19 protein-coding genes are annotated in these 21,720 nt (G+C 70.1%); 8 read left to right on the forward strand and 11 right to left on the reverse strand.

Annotated elements, in window-relative coordinates:
- Positions 1–128: 128 nt before the first annotated feature.
- The 3 genes from ACIRQP_RS10405 (at position 129) to ACIRQP_RS10415 (ending at position 2,045) form a co-directional block, all read left to right on the forward strand.
- Positions 129–716 carry a 50S ribosomal protein L25/general stress protein Ctc gene (locus ACIRQP_RS10405; RefSeq protein WP_403886426.1) on the forward strand — a complete coding sequence of 196 codons (588 nt, stop codon included), beginning with the start codon at positions 129–131 and terminating at the stop codon, positions 714–716.
- A gap of 122 nt (positions 717–838) precedes the next feature.
- Positions 839–1,435, forward strand: a complete 597-nt coding sequence (gene pth / locus ACIRQP_RS10410; RefSeq protein ID WP_403886429.1) for an aminoacyl-tRNA hydrolase — start codon at positions 839–841, stop codon at positions 1,433–1,435.
- 112 nt (positions 1,436–1,547) lie between these two features.
- The gene (locus ACIRQP_RS10415; protein ID WP_403886431.1) at positions 1,548–2,045 is read left to right on the forward strand and encodes a hypothetical protein; all 498 of its coding nucleotides are present in this window, start codon (positions 1,548–1,550) and stop codon (positions 2,043–2,045) included.
- A gap of 107 nt (positions 2,046–2,152) precedes the next feature.
- Here ACIRQP_RS10415 and ppc read toward each other — a convergent pair whose 3' ends face one another.
- Entirely contained in the window at positions 2,153–4,882 is a 2,730-nt protein-coding gene (gene ppc, locus ACIRQP_RS10420; protein ID WP_403886434.1) for a phosphoenolpyruvate carboxylase, read from the reverse strand.
- A 251-nt stretch (positions 4,883–5,133) separates the two neighbouring features.
- On the opposite strand from ppc, the gene ACIRQP_RS10425 reads away from it, so the two are divergent.
- From ACIRQP_RS10425 to ACIRQP_RS10435, 3 genes are all read left to right on the forward strand, one after another.
- Positions 5,134–6,144 carry an acyl-CoA desaturase gene (locus ACIRQP_RS10425; protein ID WP_403886437.1) on the forward strand — a complete coding sequence of 337 codons (1,011 nt, stop codon included), beginning with the start codon at positions 5,134–5,136 and terminating at the stop codon, positions 6,142–6,144.
- A complete protein-coding gene (locus tag ACIRQP_RS10430) occupies positions 6,141–6,839 on the forward strand; it encodes a TetR/AcrR family transcriptional regulator (RefSeq protein WP_403886440.1) in 699 nt (232 codons plus the stop codon). The genes ACIRQP_RS10425 and ACIRQP_RS10430 overlap by 4 nt, the downstream gene beginning before the upstream one ends.
- Before the next feature lie 121 nt (positions 6,840–6,960).
- Positions 6,961–7,563 (forward strand): Uma2 family endonuclease, encoded by a 603-nt coding sequence (locus tag ACIRQP_RS10435; RefSeq protein WP_403886443.1) that lies wholly within the window; start codon positions 6,961–6,963, stop codon positions 7,561–7,563.
- Between the two features lie 10 nt (positions 7,564–7,573).
- Here the strand turns inward: ACIRQP_RS10435 and ACIRQP_RS10440 are convergent, their stop codons facing one another.
- Entirely contained in the window at positions 7,574–7,939 is a 366-nt protein-coding gene (locus ACIRQP_RS10440) for a glyoxalase (RefSeq protein ID WP_403886446.1), read from the reverse strand.
- Between the two features lie 6 nt (positions 7,940–7,945).
- Positions 7,946–8,806, reverse strand: coding sequence for a trans-aconitate 2-methyltransferase (locus ACIRQP_RS10445; protein WP_403886448.1), 861 nt, complete (start codon positions 8,804–8,806; stop codon positions 7,946–7,948).
- A 129-nt stretch (positions 8,807–8,935) separates the two neighbouring features.
- Here ACIRQP_RS10445 and ACIRQP_RS10450 point away from each other — a divergent pair, with 129 nt between their 5' ends.
- On the forward strand, positions 8,936–9,430 hold the full coding sequence (locus tag ACIRQP_RS10450) for a MarR family winged helix-turn-helix transcriptional regulator (protein ID WP_129766999.1): 495 nt from the start codon (positions 8,936–8,938) through the stop codon (positions 9,428–9,430).
- Here the strand turns inward: ACIRQP_RS10450 and ACIRQP_RS10455 are convergent.
- On the reverse strand, positions 9,392–10,309 hold the full coding sequence (locus ACIRQP_RS10455; RefSeq protein ID WP_403886451.1) for a LuxR C-terminal-related transcriptional regulator: 918 nt from the start codon (positions 10,307–10,309) through the stop codon (positions 9,392–9,394). The genes ACIRQP_RS10450 and ACIRQP_RS10455 overlap by 39 nt on opposite strands.
- Positions 10,310–10,554: 245 nt before the next feature.
- Here ACIRQP_RS10455 and ACIRQP_RS10460 point away from each other — a divergent pair, with 245 nt between their 5' ends.
- Entirely contained in the window at positions 10,555–11,001 is a 447-nt protein-coding gene (locus ACIRQP_RS10460; protein ID WP_403886454.1) for a GNAT family N-acetyltransferase, read from the forward strand.
- A gap of 80 nt (positions 11,002–11,081) precedes the next feature.
- On the opposite strand, the gene galK is transcribed toward ACIRQP_RS10460, so the two are convergent.
- The 7 genes from galK to ACIRQP_RS10495 form a co-directional block, all read right to left on the reverse strand.
- The gene (galK, locus tag ACIRQP_RS10465) at positions 11,082–12,233 is read right to left on the reverse strand and encodes a galactokinase (RefSeq protein WP_403887129.1); all 1,152 of its coding nucleotides are present in this window, start codon (positions 12,231–12,233) and stop codon (positions 11,082–11,084) included.
- Positions 12,234–12,292: 59 nt separating this feature from the next.
- Positions 12,293–13,261, reverse strand: coding sequence for a UDP-glucose 4-epimerase GalE (galE, locus tag ACIRQP_RS10470; RefSeq protein WP_403886457.1), 969 nt, complete (start codon positions 13,259–13,261; stop codon positions 12,293–12,295).
- A 41-nt stretch (positions 13,262–13,302) separates the two neighbouring features.
- A complete protein-coding gene (gene galT, locus ACIRQP_RS10475; protein WP_403886460.1) occupies positions 13,303–14,346 on the reverse strand; it encodes a galactose-1-phosphate uridylyltransferase in 1,044 nt (347 codons plus the stop codon).
- Between the two features lie 271 nt (positions 14,347–14,617).
- Positions 14,618–15,355, reverse strand: a complete 738-nt coding sequence (locus tag ACIRQP_RS10480) for a LuxR C-terminal-related transcriptional regulator (protein WP_403886463.1) — start codon at positions 15,353–15,355, stop codon at positions 14,618–14,620.
- A 222-nt stretch (positions 15,356–15,577) separates the two neighbouring features.
- Positions 15,578–17,440, reverse strand: coding sequence for a PQQ-binding-like beta-propeller repeat protein (locus ACIRQP_RS10485; protein ID WP_403886466.1), 1,863 nt, complete (start codon positions 17,438–17,440; stop codon positions 15,578–15,580).
- Positions 17,441–17,525: 85 nt separating this feature from the next.
- A complete protein-coding gene (locus ACIRQP_RS10490) occupies positions 17,526–19,403 on the reverse strand; it encodes a PQQ-binding-like beta-propeller repeat protein (RefSeq protein ID WP_403886469.1) in 1,878 nt (625 codons plus the stop codon).
- A 239-nt stretch (positions 19,404–19,642) separates the two neighbouring features.
- Positions 19,643–21,478: an ABC-F family ATP-binding cassette domain-containing protein gene (locus ACIRQP_RS10495; protein WP_403886472.1), complete on the reverse strand. Its 1,836-nt coding sequence runs from the start codon at positions 21,476–21,478 to the stop codon at positions 19,643–19,645.
- Positions 21,479–21,720: the final 242 nt, after the last annotated feature.

Consider the following 21,720-nt stretch of genomic DNA (forward strand, 5'->3'; position numbering starts at 1 on the left):
ACTCACCAAGTTGCTCGGCGAGGGAGGCCGCACTCATGTGCGGCGGTCCGTTATCGACGCGCTCTTCGTAGCAGGCCTGTCGTGGCCGGGTGACGGCCGTTTTCCTGTCACCTACGAGGAGTGCCGTCATGGCTGAAGTGAAGATCAGCGCCGAGGTCCGTTCCGAGTTCGGCAAGGGCGCCGCCCGCCGTACCCGTCGCGCCAACAAGGTCCCCGCCGTCATTTACGGCCACGGTGCCGACACCGTCCACGTGACCCTGCCGGGCCACGACCTGATGATGGCGCTGAAGACGGCGAACGCGCTGATCTCCCTGGACATCGAGGGCCGCGAGGAACTGGTCATCCCGAAGGCCGTCCAGCGCAACGCGATCAGGGGCCACATCGAGCACGTCGACCTGCTCGCGGTGAAGCGCGGCGAGAAGGTCACGGTCGAGGTCGCGGTGCACACCGAGGGCGAGCTGGCCCCGGGCGCCAACCTGCTGGAGAACGTGCTCAACACCCTGACCGTCGAGGCCGAGGCCACCCACATCCCGGAGTCCGTCACGGTCTCCATCGCGGGTCTGGACGCCGGTGACTCGATCGTCGCCAAGGATGTCCCGCTGCCGTCCGGCACCACGCTGGTCACGGACGAGGACGCGGTCGTCATCCAGATCCTGTCCGCGCAGGCCGAGGAGCCGAGCGCGGAGGAGGCCGAGGCCGAGGGCGCCGAGGGCTGATCCGTACGCTGTGCCCCACGGGGTGGCGGGCCGAGGCCCGCCACCCCGTTCGCCTGTCCGTACGCCACCCCGATCCACCTGTTCCACCCCGATCCACCTGATCCAGAGGAGACGCAGCGCGGATGACCACGGATGCCAACGCCCCCTGGCTGATCGTCGGCCTGGGGAATCCCGGGCCCGGTTACGCGGCCAACCGGCACAATGTCGGGTTCATGGTGGCCGATCTGCTGGCGGAGCGTATCGGCGGCTCCTTCAAGCGGGCGCAGAAGGCGCAGGCCCAGGTGATCGAGGGCCGGATCGGGCCGCCGGGCCCGGCCAACCGCCGGGTCGTGCTGGCCAAGCCCACCTCGTACATGAATCTGTCCGGTGGTCCGGTCACCGGGCTGCGCGATTTCTACAAGGTCCCGACGGCGAACATCGTCGCGATCCATGACGAGCTGGACATCGACTACGGCGTACTGCGGCTGAAGCTGGGCGGCGGGGACAACGGCCACAACGGTCTGAAGTCGATGACGAAGGCGATGGGCCCCGACTACCACCGGGTACGGTTCGGGATCGGCCGGCCGCCTGGCCGGATGCAGGTCGCGGACTTCGTCCTGAAGGACTTCTCGTCGACGGAGCGCAAGGAGCTGGGGTACTTCGTGGACCGTGCGGCGGACGCGGTGGAGGCTCTGGTGATCGAGGGGCTGGAGCGCGCGCAAAGCAGGTACAACTCCTGACAAACCCCCCATGCGTCCTCCAGTCTCCGAACAGCTCTCCGACAGCTCTCCGACAGCTCTCCGACGGCCCTGAGTTGACCGGGCGCATATCTATGGCCAAAGATCCCGCCCTATGGGACGGACGACAGGGCGGAAGCGGCGGAAGCGGAACTCCTCCGGCCGCGTACTCTCCTTCGGCCGGCGGGCCGTGATGGGCGGCGTCGCCGCGCTGCTGCTCGTCGCGGCCGTCTGGACCTCCTGGGACTCCGCGCACCATGTGGTGCTCGCCAAGGGCCGTGAGCACGGCACGCTCGCGGTGGCCCGCTGCGCGGACGAGAGCTGCACCGGGCCGTACGATCCCGACGGCCCGGACGGCCCCCGCGCGGGGATGACCATCCAGCAGTCGGTCGCCGTCAAGAAGGGCGAGCGGTTCCCGGTCGTCGTGAAGCCGGGCACCGATGAACTGGTCCGTTCCGACGCGGCGGGGCTGCTGTACGCGTGGGTGCCGCTGGGCGGGGCGTTGCTGCTGGCCTCGCTCGTCGTCGGCGGCGGTCTGCGGATGACCCGGACGGCCTGGGGGACGGCGCTGGCGGGCGCCGCGCTGCTGCTGGCCACGTTCTTCGCACTCTGAGGCGCGACACCGCGCGTACGCGCGAAACCGCCCCCGACCCGGGGTTTCCGGGCCGGGGGCGGTCGTCGCGTACGTACGTGCGTACCTACGTGTCGTGCGTACCGCGATCAGCCGGTGTTGCGCAGCCCCGCCGCGACCCCGTTGACCGTCAGCAGCAACGCCCGCGCCAGCAGCGGATCGGGCGCGTCCTGCCGCTTCGCCGCCGCGCGCTGGCGGGCGAGCAGGGAGACCTGGAGGTAGGAGATCGGGTCGAGGTAGGCGTCCCGGATCGCGAAGGTCTGCTGGAGCACCGGGTTGGAGTCGAGAAGCTTCTCGCCGCCGGTGATCCGCAGCACCTCCTGGACGGTGAGCGCGTGCTCGGCCTCGATGGCGCCGAAGACGTGCTTCAGCTCGTCGGGCACGAGGGTGTCCACGTAGTGGCGTGCGATGCGCAGGTCCGTCTTGGCGAGCGTCATCTCGACGTTCGCGAGGAAGTTCTGGAAGAAGTGCCAGTGCTCGTACATCTCGTCGAGCACTGTGTCGGGTCCGGCCTCGCGCAGGGCCTTCAGGCCCGAGCCGACCCCGTACCAGCCGGGCACGATCTGCCGTGACTGCGTCCAGCCGAAGACCCAGGGGATGGCGCGCAGTCCGTCCAGACCGGCGCCGGAGTCGGGCCGCCGGGAGGGCCGGGAGCCGAGGTGCAGATCGGCGAGCTGGTCGACGGGAGTGGAGGCGAAGAAGTACGCGGGCAGGTCGGGGTCCTCGACCAGCGCGCGGTATGCCGCGTGCGCGGCGTCCGAGACGGTGTCCATCGCCGAGTCCCAGCGGGCCAGTGCCTCGTCGGACTGGCGCGGCGCGGTGTGCAGGGCCGAGGCCTGGAGTGTGGCGGCGACGGTCAGTTCCAGGTTCTCCCTGGCCAGGGAGGGGATCAGATACTTGTCGGAGATGACCTCGCCCTGCTCGGTCACCTTGATCTCGCCCTCCAGCGTGCCCCAGGGCTGGGCGAGGATCGCGTCGTGCGAGGGGCCGCCGCCGCGGCCGACGGTGCCGCCGCGGCCGTGGAAGAGGCGCAGCCGTACGCCGTGCCGGTGGGCGACGTCGCGTAGCCGTCGCTGTGCGCGGTGGATCTCCCACTGCGAGGTGGTGATGCCGCCGAACTTGGACGAGTCGGAGTAGCCGAGCATGACCTCCTGGACGTCGCCGCGCAGCGAGACGAGCCGCCGGTAGGAGGGGTCGGCGAGCATCTCGTCGAGGATGACGTCGGCGGCGCGCAGCTCGTCCGTGGTCTCCAGCAGCGGCACGATACCGATCTTGGCCCAGCCGCCGTGCAGGTCGAGAAGTCCGGCCTCGCGGGCCAGCACGGCCGCGGCGAAGACGTCGTCCGCGCCCTGGCACATGGAGATGATGTACGACTCGATGACCTCGGGCCCGAACCGTTCGAAGGCCTGGCGGACGGTGTGGAAGACGCCGAGGGTCTTCTCGCCGGCGGCGTCGAGCGGCGCGGGGGTGGGGGCGAGCGGCCGGCGGGAGCGCAGTTCCTTGGCGAGGAGCTTCTGCCGGTATTCACGCGGCATGTCGCTGTAACGCCAGGACTCCTCGCCGAGACGGTCGAAGAGCTGTCCGAGCGCGTGGTGGTGGGCGTCGGCGTGCTCGCGTACGTCCATGGTGGCGAGTTGGAGCCCGAAGGCCGCGAGCGTACGGATCGTACGGTCCATGCGGCCGTCGGCGAAGAGGCCGCCGCGGTGCTGGCGCAGCGAGGACTGGATCAGGGTGAGGTCGTCGAGGAGTTCGGCGGTGCCGAGGAAGTCGCGGCCGGGCTGGTGCGGGGTGCCCTTGGCGAGGCGTTCGCGGGTGTTGACGAGCTTCTGGCGGATGCAGGTCGCCTTGAGGCGGTAGGGCTCTTCGGCGTTGAGCCGCTTGTAGCGGGGGCTGATCTCCGGGAGGCGCGCCAGGTCGGTCTGGAGGGAGTCGAGGAGTTCGTCCGTGGCGCCGGTGTAGCGGATGGAGTTGGAGAGCAGGCCGCGCAGGTAGTCGATGAGTTCGAGCGCGTCGGTGATGCCGTGCTCGTGCTGGAGGATCAGTACTTCGCGGGTGACCTCGGGGGTGACGTTGGGGTTGCCGTCGCGGTCGCCGCCGATCCAGGTGCCGAAGGTGAGCGGCCGGGTGCCGTGGGGCAGCTCGACGCCGACGCGCTCCAGTTCGGCGACGAGGTCTTCGAGTACGTCACCGACGGCGCCGACGTGCAGTTCGTCGAGGTAGTAGATGGCATTGCGCGCCTCGTCGGCCGGTTCGGGCCGTACGACGCGCAGTTCGTCGGTCTGCCAGATCAGGTCGATGGACTCGGCGAGCCGCAGATCGTGGCGGCGCCGGTCGGAGGCGATGACGGGTGCTTCGAGCAGTTCGGCGATGCGGCGGAGCTTGTTGAGTACGGAGCGGCGCGCGGCTTCGGTGGGGTGCGCGGTGAACACGGGCCGTACGTTCAGGTTCCTGACGGTTTCGCGCAGATGCTCGGGGTCGGCGTCCTTGAGCCGGTCCGCGGTGCGGGCGAGCAGGCCGCCCTCGGCGGCGCGCCGTTCGCGCATTTCCCTGCCGCGGTGGACCTGTTCGGTGACATTGGCCAGATGGAAGTAGGTGGAGAAGGCGCGCACCAGCTTGGCGGCGGTCTCCAGGTCGGTGTCACCGAGAAGCCGGGCGGCGGCTTCGCCGTTCTCGCGCGTCAACGCGCGTACCCGCTCGACGAGGTCGAGAAGCTCCGGGCCTTCCTGCCGTACGAGGGTCTCGCCCAGGAGGTCACCGAGACGGCGGATGTCTGAACGCAGCTCCGCGCTGGCGGTTGGGGTCTGGTCGGCACTGCTCACAGGTGCGGCTCCTTGCAGTGTTTGAGCACGTCTGGAGGGTTCTGGAGGCGTCAGACCTTCCGGGAGAAGGTCTCGCGGACCGCGCTGTCCGACGACAACAAGGATAGGTGTCCTTCGCTTGGTGTTATCCACAGGCCTCTTGCCGCGCCGTATGGCGCTGCCATACTTACGATGCCGTAGGTTACGCACCCGTATCCAACCTTCTGCCCCATTCGTACTTCTGACCTATTCCTCACCCCAGGGGACCCCTCATGCCCACACCCCCCGACGTGATCGACGATCCCTCCACTCCCCCCACCTCTTCCACCACCGCTTCGGGCGCCGATGGCACCCCGCTCCCCTCCGCCACGCTCGGCGGGGACAGCAAGGGGTCCATCGAGCAGATCGCCCTGCTGCTCTTCATCCTCGTGCCCTTCGTGGCCCTGCTCGCGGCGGTGCCGCTGGCGTGGGCCTGGGGCGGCGTGAGCTGGCTCGATCTGGGCCTGATGGTCGCGATGTACTACATCGGCTGCCACGGCATCACCATCGGCTTCCACCGCTACTTCACCCATGGCTCCTTCAAGGCGAAGCGCCCGCTGCGGATCGTGCTGGCCGTGGCCGGTTCGCTCGCCGTGGAGGGCCCGCTGGTCCGCTGGGTGGCGGACCACCGCAAGCACCACAAATACTCGGACGCGGAGGGCGACCCGCACTCGCCGTGGCGGTTCGGCGAGTCCCTTCCCGCGCTGATGAAGGGCTTGTGGTGGGCGCACATCGGCTGGCTCTTCGACGAGGAGCAGACGCCGCAGCACACATACGCGCCCGATCTGATCAAGGACCCGGCGATTCGCGCGGTCTCGCGCCAGTTCGCGCTCTGGACGGTCGCCTCGCTGGCGATCCCGCCGCTGGTGGGCGGGCTGGTGACGATGTCCTGGTGGGGGGCGTTCACGGCGTTCTTCTGGGGCTCGCTGGTACGGGTGGCGCTGCTGCACCATGTCACGTGGTCGATCAACTCCATCTGTCACGCGGTCGGCAAGCGCCCCTTCAAGTCCCGGGACCGCTCGGGGAATGTCTGGTGGCTCGCGGTGCTGTCCTGCGGCGAGTCCTGGCACAACCTGCACCACGCGGACCCGACCAGCGCGCGGCACGGCGTGCTCAGGGGGCAGCTCGACTCCAGCGCCCGGATCATCCGCTGGTTCGAGCTGCTGGGCTGGGCGTCCGACGTCCGCTGGCCGAACGCTTCCCGACTGGACACCCGCCGCAAGAGCGCACCCGCCAAGGCATGATGGGCACCGTGGCGATCGACGGCAGCACGAGCGGCAAGGGCAGCAGCGACAAGGGCCGGACCACGGGAGGGCGGCGGACGCGCAGGGTCCGGATGACCGGTGCGGAACGGCGCGAACAACTGCTGGACATCGGCCGCACCGTCTTCGCCGAGAAGGGCTTCGAGGCCACGTCGGTCGAGGAGATCGCGGCGAAGGCCGGGGTCTCCAAGCCCGTCGTCTACGAGCACTTCGGCGGCAAGGAGGGCCTGTACGCGGTGGTCGTGGACCGCGAGATGCGCCAGCTACTGGACATGGTCACCAGCGCCCTCACCGCCGGCCACCCCCGTGAGCTGCTGGAACAGGCCGCGTTCGCGCTCCTCGACTACATCGAGACGTATACGGACGGCTTCCGCATCCTGGTCCGCGACTCTCCGGTGGCGCAGTCCACAGGTACGTTCGCCTCGCTGATCAGCGATATCGCCACCCAGGTCGAGGACATTCTCGGCATGGAGTTCAAGGCCCGCGGCTTCGATCCGAAGCTGGCACCGCTGTACGCCCAGGCGCTGGTGGGCATGGTGGCGCTGACCGGCCAGTGGTGGGTGGACGCGCGCCGCCCGAAGAAGTCCGAGGTGGCGGCGCATCTGGTGAACCTGGCCTGGCACGGCCTGGAGAACCTGGAACCGAAGCCGCGGCTCATAGGCCACCGGAAGATCTGAGGGGCGTCGCCGGCCAAGGACATCAGGCCCGGGGGGCACGGTCACTCATTGTGATGACGAGGTCGTATTCCACCGCTACGGTGGAGGAGCAGGGCCGAGCATTCCGTCCATGGGAGGAATCATGACCGCAGAGCCAGTCAAGGCCGCACACCAGTGGCCTGTGCCCCCGCAGGACGGCTACACCGTGGACGATCTGTTCACCCTGCCAGGACTCCCGCCGCACACTGAGCTGATCGACGGGAGCCTTGTTTTCGTGAGTCCGCAGCGCCGTTTTCATGCCCGAATGATCGACTTGCTGGTGACCGGCTTGAGCCGTTCGGCGCCATCGGATGTGGAGGTCGAACGAGAGATGACGGTGATCCTCGATCGCCGCAACGGCCCCGAGCCGGATGTTCTCGTCGTCCAGGCCGACGCGGCCACCGACCTGGAACAGACTCGCTTCCAGGCCGCCGATCTTCTGCTCGCCGTCGAGGTGGTATCCCCGGACTCCGAGGCACGTGACCGTGAGAGCAAACCGCACAAGTACGCCGCGGCGGGCATCCCCAACTTCTGGCTGGTCGAGGTGGCCGGCGCCGACCGGCATCCCGTCGTACGCGTCTACGAGTTGGACCCGCTTGCCAAGTCGTACCAGCTGACGGGCATCCACCATGACCGTCTCAAGCTCAGTGTCCCGTTCACCATTGACCTGGACATCACACTCGACGCCCTGAAGCGTCGGTTCTGAGCCAAGCGAGTCAGCCGAGGGGCTCCAGAAATTCGAGCCGGTTGCCGACCGGGTCCTCGGAGTAGAAGCGCCGGTGGCCCGGGAGGTTGTCGTCCCAGGTCACCGGCGCTCCCGCCGTCCGGATGCGGTGGGCGTACGTCTCGATGCCGGTGACGCGCAGGCCCGAGTGGGCCTTCTTCGGGGGTCGGAAGTCCCCCTCGATCCCGAGATGAAGCTGTACGGATCCGGCCCGGAACCACCGGCCCTGGCCGCGCGCGGCCAGGGCCGGTGGCTTGGGCATCTCGGTCATCCCGAGGACATCCACGTAGTAGCCGCGCAGCGCGTCCTCCGAGCCGGGCGGGGCCGCCAGCAGGACATGGTCGAATGCGGTCAGCACCGGGCCTCACGCTTCCTTGTGGGCGACCGCGAAGATACGGCGGAACGGGAAGACCGTGCCGTGCGGGCCCGGGGGGTAGGCGGCGCGGAGCAGGTCGCGGTACTGGGCGGTGAATTCCTCCGTGGCCGCCTCGTCGCCCTCCAGCGCGGTGAGGACGGGCCGCAGCGCCGTGCCCTTCACCCAGTCGAGCACCGGGTCCTCGCCGGTGAGGAGCTGGAGATACGTCGTCTCCCAGACGTCCGCCGCGCAGCCGAGGTCCGAGAGGCGCGTGAGGTAGTCCGCGGGCTCCAGGACGCGCACGTACCGCAGGGCCGAGAGGTCGAGCCGATCGCGCCAGCGCGGGGTGGCGCACACTTCGGCGAGCAGGGCGTGGCTGGGCTCGGTGAAATTGCCGGGGACCTGGAAGGCGAAGGTGCCGCCGGGGACGAGGGCATCGATCCAGTCGGCGAAGGACTCGGGGTGGTTCGGCACCCACTGGAGGGCCGCGTTGGAGACGATCAGGCCGTACGGTTCGCCGGGCGTCCAGTGCGCGGCGTCACCGTCCCGGAAGTCCAGCGCGCCGCCGCCCGCGGTGGGGCCCTCGTACCCCTCGCGGGCCCGGTCGAGCATCTCCGGCGAGTTGTCGAAGCCGGTGATCCGGGCGGCGGGCCAGCGGTCGGCGAGGAGCGCGGTGACATTGCCGGGGCCGCAGCCGAGGTCGGCGATCCTGACGGTTCCGGCGTCGTCGGCGGGCAGTTCGGGGATACGGGCCAGCAGATCGAGGAACGGACGGCTGCGATGGCCGGCGTGCCTGAGGTACTGCTTCGGGTCCCAGGTCGGAGCGGGCGGCTCGGCGGGAGAGGTGGAAGGGGAGGGTGCGGAGTGCATGGTGGAGCCCCCATCGCGGTCGCGTAGTACACCGCCGGAACGACCCGCGGCGGATACGTCCCACCCTGCACCCGCATATATCTTGACGTCAAGAGACTTCATGTCGAGGCACCCTCTACACTGATCGTCATGGAGGACGAGGTCGACCGACTGGTCGCAGCATGGCGCCGAGAGCGCCCCGACCTCGACGTGGAACCACTCGAGGTGCTCAGTCGTGTGAGCAGGCTGGCCCGCCATCTCGATCGCGCGCGCCGTATCGCGTTCTCGGAGCACGGCCTGGAGCCGTGGGAGTTCGACGTGCTGACCTCGCTGCGGCGCGCGGGCGCCCCGTATCAGCTCTCGCCCGGCCAGCTGCTGACCCAGACCCTGGTCACCTCGGGCACGATGACGAACCGTATCGACCGGCTCGCCAAGAAGGGCCTGGTCGAGCGGTTGCCCGACCCCAGCGACCGGCGGGGGGTGCTGGTCAGGCTCACCGCCGAGGGGCGGGACCGCGCGGATCAGGCGCTCGCCGGGCTGCTCGCCCAGGAGCGCGCGATCCTCGCCGAACTGTCCCGCGCCCAGCGTGGTGAACTGGCGGGGCTGCTACGCCAGTTGACCGCCCCGTTCGACAACGTTCCCTAGCGGCGGCACCAGATCGACCGGTCCGACGCCCGCCCGGCGGGCCAGGGCGACGGCGGCCAGCGTGGAGTGCACGCCCAGCTTCCCGAGCACGTTCTGCATATGCGTACGGACCGTGTGCGGGGAGAGGAAGAGGCGTTCGGCGACGGCCTTGCGCCCGAGCCCCGCGACCATGCAGCGCAGCACCTCGCGCTCGCGCGGCGTCAGCGACTCGACCAGCCGCTCGCTCTCCGTACGGTGTTTGCGCGCGGCCGTCAGCTCGCGCAGGACACCCGTGAGCAGCGCGGGCGGCAGATGTGTCTCGCCCCGCAGGACGCCCCGCATCACGGCGAGCAGCCGTGACAGCGAGCAGTCCTTCGCGACCCATCCGGAGGCGCCCGCCTGGAGCGCCAGGGCGGCGCGGTGCGGGTCGTCCTTCTCGGCGAGCACGACCGTACGGACGGACGGCTGGCCCGAACGGACCCCGGCGACCAGCGAGATGCCGTCGACCAGGGCGACTTCGCCGTGGTCGGGCACGGCACGGGCGACCGGCACCTGATGAGCCGGTCCGCCGGCCGAGCCAGAGCCCGAAGCCGATGCCGGCCCCGGTCCCGGTCCCACCGTCGTCCCGTTGACCGAGCCGTTGACCGAGCCACCCACGGTCCCGCTCAGCGCGCCGTTGACCGCACCGCCGACCGCACCCGGGACCATGCCCAGATCGGCGTCGACGAGCATCACATCGAACCTGCGCCCCTCCGCCGCCGCGCGTTCGAGACAGCGCAGCGCGGCGGGGCCGCTGCCCGCAGCCGACACGTCCACGTCGGACTCGGCCGCGAGTGCGGCGGCGAGCGACTCGGCGAAGATGCGATGGTCGTCCACCACGAGAACCCGGATACGTACCAATGGACACCCCCTGAAGGCGGGTGGCGGACATCGCGGGCACGGCGCCCGGTATACGGGGTGACAGGTCAACGGCACGGCCGCCGCCGCCTGATGACCACTGCCCCACCCCGGGCGTCGTACCCGACTTGTCTCCACCCCTGAACAGCGCCGGCCCCCACCGGTGCTTTTCCCCAGCGTACGGGCGTGGGCCCGAAGCGGAAGGAATTTCGCAGAACTCGTCGGCCGCCCTGTTTATGGTGGGCCCCATGTTTCGTATGGAGACAGAAGTCGACAAGGAACGGCACGCCGCGCTCGGCGAACGGCTGGGCGCGGCCAACTCGCACCGCTCACCTGTACTGCGCGCGCTGCGTACCAGTCCGCTGGGCGAGGAAGTCCCGCTCCAGGTCTGGCTGCTGGACGATACGACGGGCGAACTTGCCGGCGGCCTGGCCGGCCGCACCTGGGCCCGCTGGCTCCACGTGGATCTGCTCTGGGTCGACGACCGCCACCGCGGCGCCCGCCTGGGCAGCCGGCTGCTGGCCGAAGCGGAACGCGTGGCCAGGACGGAACACGCCTGCGCGCGGGCGCGCCTGGAAACCTGGGACTTCCAGGCCCCGGACTTCTACCGCAAGCAGGGCTACCAGGTCATCGGCGAGGTCATGGACTACCCGCCGGGCGTGACGGAGTACATCCTGATCAAGTCGCTGACCTGATCAAGTCACCGACCTGATCAGGACGCGCGCCAACCGGACGGCCCCCGGCACGGGGACGCCGGAGCCGTGCGCGCCGGCCCTCATCGGACCAGCCGGTGCGCCCCCCTCGACGGGATCGCCGGGAAGACCCGCGGGGCCGTGTGGCCCGCTGCCGTGAAGGCTTCCGTGATCGCCTTCGTGACGGCTTCCGCGTCCGGCTCCTCGACCAGGACGATCGCCGAGCCGCCGAAGCCGCCGCCCGTCATCCGGGCGCCGAGCGCACCGGCCGTCGTGGCCGTCTCGACCACCAGGTCCAGTTCGGCGCAGGAGACCCGCAGGTCGTCGCGGAGCGAGGCGTGGCCCTCGACCAGGATCTCGCCGACCGCGCGGACGTCGCCCGCGTCCAGCAGCGCGATGACCCGTTCCACCCGGTAGTCGTCGCTCACGACATGGCGGACGTAGCGGCGGACGGTCTCGCTCTCGCCCGCCGCCGCCAGCCGGTCGAGCGCCCCGGGCAGGTCCTCGTACGCCACATCGCGAAGCGCGCGCACGCCGAGCGCCCGCGCGCCCGCCTCGCAGCCCGCGCGCCGTTCGGCGTACGCGCCGTCGCCGAGCGCGTGCTTGACGCGGGTGTCGACGACCAGCAGCCGCAGGCCGTGGGCCGCCAGGTCGAACGGCACCTGGCGCTGGCAGAGGTCGCGGGTGTCCAGATGGAGCGCGTGTCCGTCGGTGCAGCACGCCGAGGCCATCTGGTCCATGACCCCGCACGGCACGCCGACGAAGTCGTTCTCGGCGCGCTGCGCGAGCACCGCCAGCTCGGGTGCCGACAGACCCAGTTCGTACAGGTCGTTCAGGGCGAGCGCGGTGACGACCTCCAGCGCGGCCGAGGACGAGAGGCCCGCGCCGGTCGGGACGGTCGACGCCAGATGGATGTCGGCGCCGCCGACCGGGTGCCCGGCCTCGCGCAGCGCCCAGACGACGCCGGCCGGATAGGCGGCCCAGCCGGTGTCGGAGAGCGGTACGAGCGCGTCGGCGTCGAGCTGGACGACGCCCTGCGCGACATCCGCGGAGTGCACGCGCAGGACCGGGTCCGTACGGCGGGACACCGCGGCGACCGCCTGGTGCGGCAGCGCCAGCGGCATCACAAAGCCGTCGTTGAAGTCGGTGTACTCGCCGATCAGATTGACTCGGCCGGGGGCCGCCCAGACGCCCTCCGGTCCGGCTCCGTACAGCCGCCGGAACTCCTCGGCCACCGCCTCGCCGACGTCCGCACCACCTGCGCCCGCACCACCCGCGCCCGTACCGCTCTCGCTCACCCTTGGTTCTCCTTCCGGCGTGCGAACGCCCACGCGTCCGTGACGATCCCCGCCAGATCGGCGCGGCTCGGGGTCCAGCCGAGGCGGTCGCGGGCCGCTTCGGCGGAGGCGACCAGAACGGCGGGGTCGCCGCCCCGGCGCGGGGCCACGACCTCGGGGACGGGGTGGCCGGTGACCGCGCGTACGGTCTCGATGACCTCGCGGACCGAGAAGCCCGCGCCGTTGCCGAGGTTGCAGATCAGATGCTCGCCGGCGGTGGCCGCGTCCAGCGCGCGCAGATGGGCCTCGGCGAGATCGGCGACATGGATGTAGTCGCGTACGCAGGTGCCGTCCGGCGTCGGGTAGTCCTCGCCGAACACCGAGATCGCCTCCCGCTTGCCGAGGGCGACCTGGAGGACCAGCGGGATGAGATGCGACTCGGGGTCGTGCCGCTCACCGCAACTGCCGTACGCCCCGGCCACGTTGAAGTACCGCAGCGAGACGGCCGCGAGACCGTGCGCCACGCACTCCCCGCTGATCATATGGTCGACGGCCAGCTTGGTAGCGCCGTACGGGCTGGTGGGCGCTGTCGGGTCGGTCTCCGTGATGGGGGTGGAGACCGGCTCCCCGTAGGTCGCGGCGGTGGACGAGAAGACGAGCGTGCGCACCTCGGCCGAACGCATCGCCGCGAGCAGCGCCATCGAGCCGCCGACGTTGTTGTCCCAGTACTTCTCGGGCTTGGCGACGGATTCGCCCACCTGCGAGGACGCGGCGAAGTGCAGCACCGCGTCGTACGAGGGGTCCAGCCACTTCGCCGCGTCCTGGATCCGGCCCTCGACGAAGTCGGCTCCCGCCGGGACGCCCTCGCGGAATCCGGTGGAGAGGTCGTCCAGCACGGTCACCTCGTGACCGGCCTCCAGCAGATGTGCCGCGACCACGCTGCCGACGTACCCCGCACCGCCTGTGACGAAGTACTTCCGGGGCACGGGGGTCGTCCCCGGGGAAGACGGGGAAGACACAGTCTCACTCACTCGCTCGCTACCTCTCGCAGTCGCTCGGCCGCGGCCTCCGGCGGCACGTCGTTGATGAACACACTCATGCCGGATTCGGAACCCGCGAGGAATTTCAGCTTGCCGGAAGTGCGGCGGATGGTGAAAAGCTCAAGGTGAAGCGCGAAGTCGTGCCGCCCCTCGGCCCGGAAGGGCGCCTGGTGCCAGGCCGAGATGTACGGCGTCCGCGGTTCACCTTCGCCGAAGATCCGGTCGAAGCGTCTCAAGAGTTCCAGATAGATCTGTGGGAACTCTGTGCGCGCCGCGTCGTCGAGCCCCCTCAGGTCGAGGGTCCGCCGTATGGGGTAGAGGTGCACCTCGTACGGCCAGTGCGCCGCGTACGGCACGAACGCCACCCAGTGCCGCCCTTCGAGCACCACCCGGCCGCCCTCGGTCCGCTCCCGCTCGACGAGGTCGTCGAAAAGGTTGCGGCCGGTCGCGGCCCGGTGCTCCCGTATGGAACGGAGCATGAGCGCGGTGCGCGGGGTGACGAAGGGGTACGCGTAGATCTGCCCGTGCGGGTGGCCGAGCGTCACGCCGATCTCCGCGCCGCGGTTCTCGAACGGGAAGACCTGCTCGACCTGCGGCAGCTCGGCCAGTTCGGCGGTGCGGTCGGTCCATGCCTCCAGCACCAGACCGGCCTGTTCTTCGGTGAGGTCCGCGAACGAGGCGTCGTGGTCGGAGGTGAAGCAGACGACCTCGCAGCGTCCCGAGTCCCCGGCGAGGGAGGGGAAGCGGTTCTCGAAGACGGCGACGTCGTAGTCCGGCTCGGGGATCTCGCTGAGCCGGCCGTCCCGCGAGGGGCAGAGCGGGCACTCGTCGGCGGGCGGGTGGTACGTACGGGCCTGGCGGTGCGAGGCGATGGCGACCGCGTCACCGAGCAGCGCGTCCCGGCGGATCTCCGAGCTGGTGGCGACCGGGCCGAGGGGCCTGCGGTCGGGGGCGTCGCGCACCGCGTCGTCCCGCAGGTCGTAGTAGACCAGCTCGCGGCCGTCGGCGAGCCTCGTCACCGTCTTCTTCATCGGTTGCCTCCACGGCCCGCACCCACACACCACCATCAACAGAATCACACACAACAAACCACAAACAAACAGTTGCGTCAATGGAGCGCCTCAGCGGCCGGACAGCGGGGGGCACGAACGAAACACCCTCGCGACATCCGATCAACGGCGCTCCATTGACTCGCGGGAGCAGTGCGCGGGCATATACGCATACATGGCTGAAGCCGCGCCCCATGGCGCCCGCCCCGCCCGCCCCGCCTTCGGAGTAGCAGTCCTTACCGGGGGCCGGACTTCACCCGTGCTGAGCGCGGTGGTCCGGCCCCTTCCGCGTGCCGCTTTCTCCGACGGATCCGCCGGATCCCCCGGACAGCGCGGCCCGGTCCAGCAGCCCCGTACGCGCCGCCAGCGCCGCGGCCTCCAGCCGGGAGCCCACCCCCAGCTTCATCAGCACCCGCTGCACATGCGTCCTGGCCGTGCTCGGTGCGATGCCCATCCCGGCGGCGATCAGCCGGGTGTCCTCGCCCTCCGCGACGCGTACCAGCACCTCCACCTCGCGCGGGGTGAGCATCCGCAGCAGCCGCTGGCCCTCGTCGTCCGGCTGGACCACCGGATTGAGCAGCTCGGTGAACGCGCCCTGGAGCAGCTGGGGCGCCACCGCGGACTCGCCCGCCCGCGCCTTGACCATGGCCCGCTCCACGCCCTCGATGCGTTCGTCGTGCCGTACGTAACCGGAGGCGCCGGCCGCGAAGGCCGCGGCGATCCCGCGCGGGCTGGGCACCGGCCCGAGCACCACCACCGCCACCTGCGGGCGGTCCCGCTTGATCCGTACGATCGGGTCGAACGTCCCCGGTTCGGCGGGCGCCGCGGTGCCCAGCAGACATACCTCGGGCGCTCTGCTCACCACCAGTTCGGCGACGCCCGCCGTGGGCGCCGCCGCCGCGAGCACCCGGTGCCCGCGCAGTTTCAGCGCCGAGGCGAGCGCCTCGGCGAGCAGTCTGTGATCGTCGACCACCATGATTCGCACACCCATGAGCAACCCTCCCCCCGGCCCCCGGTGTCTTGACCCGGCAAGCTACACGCTTGTTCGACATCGCGCGCCCCCTATCGGTCAGAAGCCCCTCGGATTGCCGAATTCCGTGCCATTCGGGACTACTGACCGGCCGGAGCGGATACGAACGGGGCCCCGGCCCGTGGTGTCACCCACGGGCCGGGGCCCGAAATACCGTGCCCGCGGGGCTACTTGACCGAGGCGCTACTTGGTCGTGAAGGACACCGCGAGATACGACTTCTCGTCCAGCGACGAATTCGACGGCTTGCTCAGCGTGGTGTCGGACATGAAGAGCCGGCCGTCCTGATAGATCAGTTCCGCGTAGTCCGGCAGGAAGCCGGTCTCCGCGTCACGCACGGCCTCGTCGGCCGGGTTCTCCATCAGCACCGTCTCCTTGAACGTGCCGCCGTCGATGGAGACGATCTGGCCGCCCTTGTCGTACGGAGGCCGCTTGTACGCGATGATGCTGCCGCCGTCCATGCGCAGCGGCACCATCGTGTAGCGGTCGCCGGCGTCGGCGCGGTCCGAGGTGCCCTTGCCGGTGGCGAGGTCGAACGAGACGATCTCGTTGGTGTCGCCGTACTCCCCGCCTCCCTCGTGCTCCTCGGTCGGCAGATAGAGCCGGCCGTTGCCCACCGCCAGCATCTGGCAGGACTCGACCTCGGTGGAGCGGCACTTCGCCGCGTACTTGTCGGCGTCCGCCGGGATCTTGGCGATCAGCTTGCCGGTCTTCGCGTCGATCGAGAAGAAGTCCGAGATCCCGCTGCCGTCCCCGGCCGTGTCGCCGACGTCGGCGGCCACGACCAGCGGGTTGGTCGAGACGATGCTCGCGTACTCGACGCCGGTCGGCATCTGGAAGGTGGAGATCGGGGCGCCGGAGACCGGGTTCAGGTTCTGGATGGAGACCTGCGGGTCGTCGTACGAGCCGCACTTGCGGGCCGCCACGAGCCCGGCGCCGCCGCCGTACCCCATGTCGTAGCAGCCCTCGGCGCTGACCTCGGGCTTCCACCGGATCGCACCGTCGGCCAGGTTGAAGGCCGCCCCGCCGTCGGTGCCGCCGGCCGCGATGGTCTCGCCGCTGAGGGTGACCTCGCTGAACCGGACCTTCTCGTCACCCACGTTGGAGCCCTTGACGGACTTGGACCAGAGCAGCTTTCCGCCCGTCAGGTCGATCGCGCCGATCTCCGTGCACTGCTGGTAGTTCTCGGCGGCCGTCGTCTTGGCCGCCGCGAAGGCGACCGCCGTCTTGTTGTCCTTGGAGACATGCGGCGACGCCGCGCAGACCTGGCCCGGGAGCGGGATCGACCAGAGCTGGGTGCCCTTGTCCAGGTCGTAGCCGACGATCTCGTTGACGCCGGTCTTCACATACGTGGTGTCGGTGACCCAGGAGCCGGTGACGGTCGTGACGTCGGTGACCTTGGGCACCGGCAGCTGGTAGGCGACCTTGGACCTGGTGTTGCCCGGTGCCTTCTCCTTGCCGGCGCCGTCGGCGGCCTTCTCGCCGCCGGTGCCGCCCGTACCGCCCTCGGTGGAGCCGGACGAACTGCCCTTGGCGTCGTCGCTCTTCTCGCTGTCGCCACCGGAGGCGAGCAGGATGCCGCCGCCGATGATCAGTACGACGGCGACGGACGCGGCGATGATGATCTGCATCTGACGGGTCAGCTTCTTGCCGCCGCCACCGGCACCGGCGCCCTGCGGGGGCGGCGGGTACGGGTACTGCTGCTGGGCCCCCGGCTGCATGGGCTGGGGCGGGTAGCCGTACGGGGGCGGCTGCCCCGGCTGGCCGGGCTGACCCGGCTGCCCCGGATATCCGTACGCCGGCGGCTGGTTCGGGTATCCGTACCCCGGCTGGTGGCCGGGTGGCGGCATCTGCGGCGGCTGGGCCGGCGGGCCTTGCGGCGGTGTCTGCGGATAGCCGTACGGAGGGTTCTCGGGGGGCGGCGTCGGCGCACCGAACCCACCGGGCGGCGGGTCCTGCGGGGCACCGAACCCACCGGCGGGGGGCTCCTGCGGAGCGCCGAACCCTCCCTGCGGGGGCTCGTTGGGTGGCTGGGGCGGCTGCGTCATGGCGTGCGTACCTCGGGAAAGTCGTCGGGGACGAAGAGAACGGGGAGAGCGGGAAGAACGGGAAGCGCGGGAAGAGCGGAGAGGGTCATTTCCCGAAGGCCATCATCGTCTTCGTCTTCAGTTCCTCTTCGTCGTTGCTCGCGCTGACCCGGCCGCTCATCACATAGAAACGGCCGTCCACGTAGGCGTACTTCGGCGAGTAGAAGGAGTTCTCGATCTCCGCCGTGGACGCCGGATGCTGCAACAGCGTGGTCGGGGCGCCACCGCTCGAGGCCACGGTCGCGACCGCGCCGCCCGTGTCGTACGTGGCGTCCAGATAGACCAGGATCTTCGCGCCCTCCATGCGCAGCGGCGTCATCGTCCGGCCCTCGGGCGCCTTGGCGCGCCACGTGGACTTTCCGGTGTCCAGGCTGAAGGCGACGATCTCGTTGGTGCGGGAGGTGCCGGTGTTGTCGGGCGCGGTCGCCATGTAGAAGGTGTTCGCGTCGGCGGCGACACCGACACAGCCCTCCAGATTCTGGCCGAAGACGATGAAACTGCCGCCGCAGTCCGGTGCGAACTTGTCGTTGCCGCCCTGGATCTGCGAGCGCTGGGTGCCGTTCGCGTTGAGCGCGACGACGCTCCAGGTGTCCTTCTCGTCGTTCTTCAGGGAGACGACCAGCGGGTTGATCGAGTAGACCTTGTCGGTGTCCCAGTCGGCGGCCAGCTTGTAGGTCCACTTGGCCTGGCCGGTCGTCGGGTCGAGCTCCTGGATCTGGTTCCCGCCGGAGGTGCAGCTCTCGGCGGCGATCAGCTTGGGGCCGCCCGTGAGCGCGTACGGCTGGCAGTTACCGGGGAGCTTGCCGAAGAGCTCCTTGCCGTCGCTCACCCGGAAGGCGTTGACGGCGCCGGTGCGGGCGGCGGTCACCGTATCGCCGCTGATCGCGATGGTGATGTCGGAGAGCAGGTCGAAGGCGCCCGTCTCGGGTATCTCCTTCTTCCAACCGCCCTTGCCGGTGGCCATATCGATCAGTTGGAGCTGGTTGCAGTCGGCCTTGTCCGTGGTGCCGTTCTTGACGCCGATGACCAGCTTGCCGGTGGCCGAGGGCGCGACGGGCGCCGCGCATATCTCGGTGGGCAGCGACAGCGTCCACTTCTTCTTGCCGTCGGCGACGGAGTACCCCGCGACCTGCCGGTACATGGCTTTGACGACGGTGTCGCCGGCGAACCAGGGGCCGTACACGTCCGAGCCGTTGCGCGGCAGGTCCACGTCGTTGGTCTGGAGCCACTCGACCTTGGCCTCGCCGTCCTTGCGTCCGGCGTTGAGGTCGTCCGCGGCCTCACGGCCACCGCCGCTGCCGTCGCCCTGGTCGACGCTCGGCGAACCGCTCGGCTGCTTGACGTCCCCGCTCTTGCTGACGTTCGGCTTGTCGCCGCTGTCGTCACCGCCGACGGCGAGCCATATCCCGCCGCCGATGACCAGCGCTCCCGCGACGGCCGCCGCGACGATGACGCCGGGCTTGCCCTTGAAGGGGTTCTTGCCGCCACTGCCACCACCGGGGGCGGTGGGCGGGCCGGGGAACTGCTGGGGCGGATAGCCGCCGCCGTAGGGTCCGGGCTGCTGACCATAGGGTCCGGGCTGCTGGCCGTAGGGTCCGGGCTGGTTGTACGGGCCGGGCTGCTGCTGGCCGTACGGCCCTGGCTGGTTGTACGGGCCGGGCTGCTGCTGGTTGTAGGGCCCAGGCTGGCTGTACGGGCCGGGCTGCTGCTGCCCCTGCCCGGCCGGTTCCGCCTGCGGATAGCCGTAACCGGGCTGCGCGGCCGGCGGACCCGGCGGCATCTGCGGCGGAGGCGGCATCTGCGGCGGCTGCGCGGGCGGCGGCGGACTCTGCGGTCCCCCCTGCTCCGGCGGGCCACCGTGCGGCTGGTCCTGCGGAGCTCCGAAGCCCCCCTGCGGCGGTTGCTGACTGGGCGGCTGGCTCATCAGCGCTTTCCCCCTGTTAGTACGGTCCGCGACCCGGTCGGACTCCCCCGCGATTCCGGTGGCCGATAATTACCGGCCACCGGAATGGAGCGAATCGGGCACGGTTTCCGCATCGTCATATCAGTCGAGCGGGGCTTCTTTGTATCACTCGGCCACCTGTACGGGCCGGGCCGGTCCGCCCCTGTTCCCAAGGGAGGACCGGCCCGTGATGCGCTCGTTACGCGCCCTGCACAGCGTCTCTACGCGTCCTCCGCGAGCTCCAGCCAGCGCATTTCCAACTCGTCGCGCTCACCCACCAGTTCGCGCAGCTCCGCATCCAATTTGGCCACTTTCTCGAAGTCTGTGGCATGGTCGGCGATCTGCTGATGGAGGGTCGTCTCACGGCTGGACATCTTGTCCAACTGCCGCTCGATCTTCTGGAGTTCCTTCTTCGCCGCCCGGCCGTCCTTGGCCGATACGGCCCCCGCTCCGGCCCCCGTACCCGCTCCCGCCGACCGCGCCTCGGCGGCGGCCGGCGCGGTGGCCGGCACCGCGGACTCGATCAACTGGCGGCGGCGTTCCAGATACTCGTCGATCCCGCGCGGCAGCATCCGCAGCTTCGTGTCACCGAGCAGTGCCATCACCTTGTCGGTGGTCCGCTCGATGAAGAACCGGTCGTGCGAGATGACGACCATCGAGCCCGGCCAGCCGTCGAGGAGGTCCTCCAGCTGGTTGAGCGTCTCGATGTCGAGATCGTTGGTGGGCTCGTCGAGGAAGAGGACGTTCGGCTCGTCCATCAGCAGCCGCAGCAGCTGAAGGCGGCGCCGCTCACCGCCGGAGAGATCACCGACCGGCGTCCACTGCTTCTCCTTGGTGAAGCCGAACTGCTCGCACAGCTGGCCCGCCGTCATCTCGCGCCCCTTGCCGAGGTCGACGCGGTCCCGTACCTGCTGCACGGCTTCGAGGACCCGCAGCGACGGCTTGAGTTCGGTGACCTCCTGGGACAGATACGCCAGCTTGACGGTCCTGCCGACCACGACCTTCCCGGCGGCGGGCTGGACATCGCCCTGCGAACGGGCGGCCTCGGCGAGCGCCCGCAGCAGCGAGGTCTTGCCCGCGCCGTTCACCCCGACCAGCCCGATCCGGTCCCCCGGGCCGAGCTGCCAGGTGAGATGGGTGAGCAGCACCTTGGGGCCCGCCTGGACGGTCACGTCCTCCATGTCGAAGACGGTCCTGCCGAGCCGGGCGTTGGCGAACTTCATCAGCTCGGAGGTGTCACGGGGCGGCGGCACGTCCGCGATCAGCTCATTGGCCGCCTCGACCCGGAAGCGCGGCTTCGACGTACGCGCGGGAGCACCGCGCCGCAGCCAGGCCAGCTCCTTGCGGACCAGGTTCTGCCGCTTGGCCTCCTCGGTCGCCGCGATGCGCTCGCGCTCGGCGCGCGCGAAGACGTAGTCGGAGTAGCCACCCTCGTACTCGTGCACCGCACCGCGCTGGACGTCCCACATCCGCGTACAGACCTGGTCGAGGAACCACCGGTCGTGCGTCACGCACACGAGCGCGGACCGCCGCGCCCGCAGATGCTCGGCCAGCCAGGCGATGCCCTCGACATCGAGATGGTTGGTGGGCTCGTCCAGCACGATCAGCTCGGGCTCGCCGATCAGCAGCTTGGCGAGCGCGATCCGCCGCCGCTCACCACCGGAGAGCGGCGCGATGACGGTATCGAGCCCCTGCGGAAACCCGGGCAGATCGAGTCCGCCGAAGAGCCCGGTGAGCACATCACGGATCTTGGCGTTCCCGGCCCACTCATGATCGGCGAGATCGCCGATGACCTCGTGTCTGACCGTGGCGGCGGGATCGAGCGAATCATGCTGCGTCAACACCCCGAGCCGCAGCCCGCCACTGTGCGTGACCCGCCCGGTATCGGCCTCCTCCAGCCTGCTGAGCAGCCTGATGAGGGTCGTCTTGCCGTCGCCATTACGCCCGACGACGCCGATCCGGTCCCCCTCGGAGACGCCGAGAGAGACACCGTCGAGCAGCGCACGGGTGCCGTACACCTTGGTGACTGCCTCGACATTGACCAGATTGACGGCCATTTCACTCCTGTACGGGGGGATGGATCGACATCCCAGGGTAATCGCCACCACGGCGGCGCCGTCCTGGCGGACCGCCCCGTGGTCATCCGGGCACCCCGCCCCCGGTCTCCCCCGGCCCGTCCACCGGATCCGCCAAGGGCCGCCGGACGCGCTCGCGCGGGCTCAGGCAGGCATCGATTCCATCGATTCCACGATCCAGAGAGGACCGTCCGCGCACCTCACCTCTACGCCGTCGGCGGGTT

Source organism: Streptomyces sp. NPDC102274, from assembly GCF_044766385.1.
Taxonomy (GTDB): Bacteria; Actinomycetota; Actinomycetes; order Streptomycetales; family Streptomycetaceae; genus Streptomyces.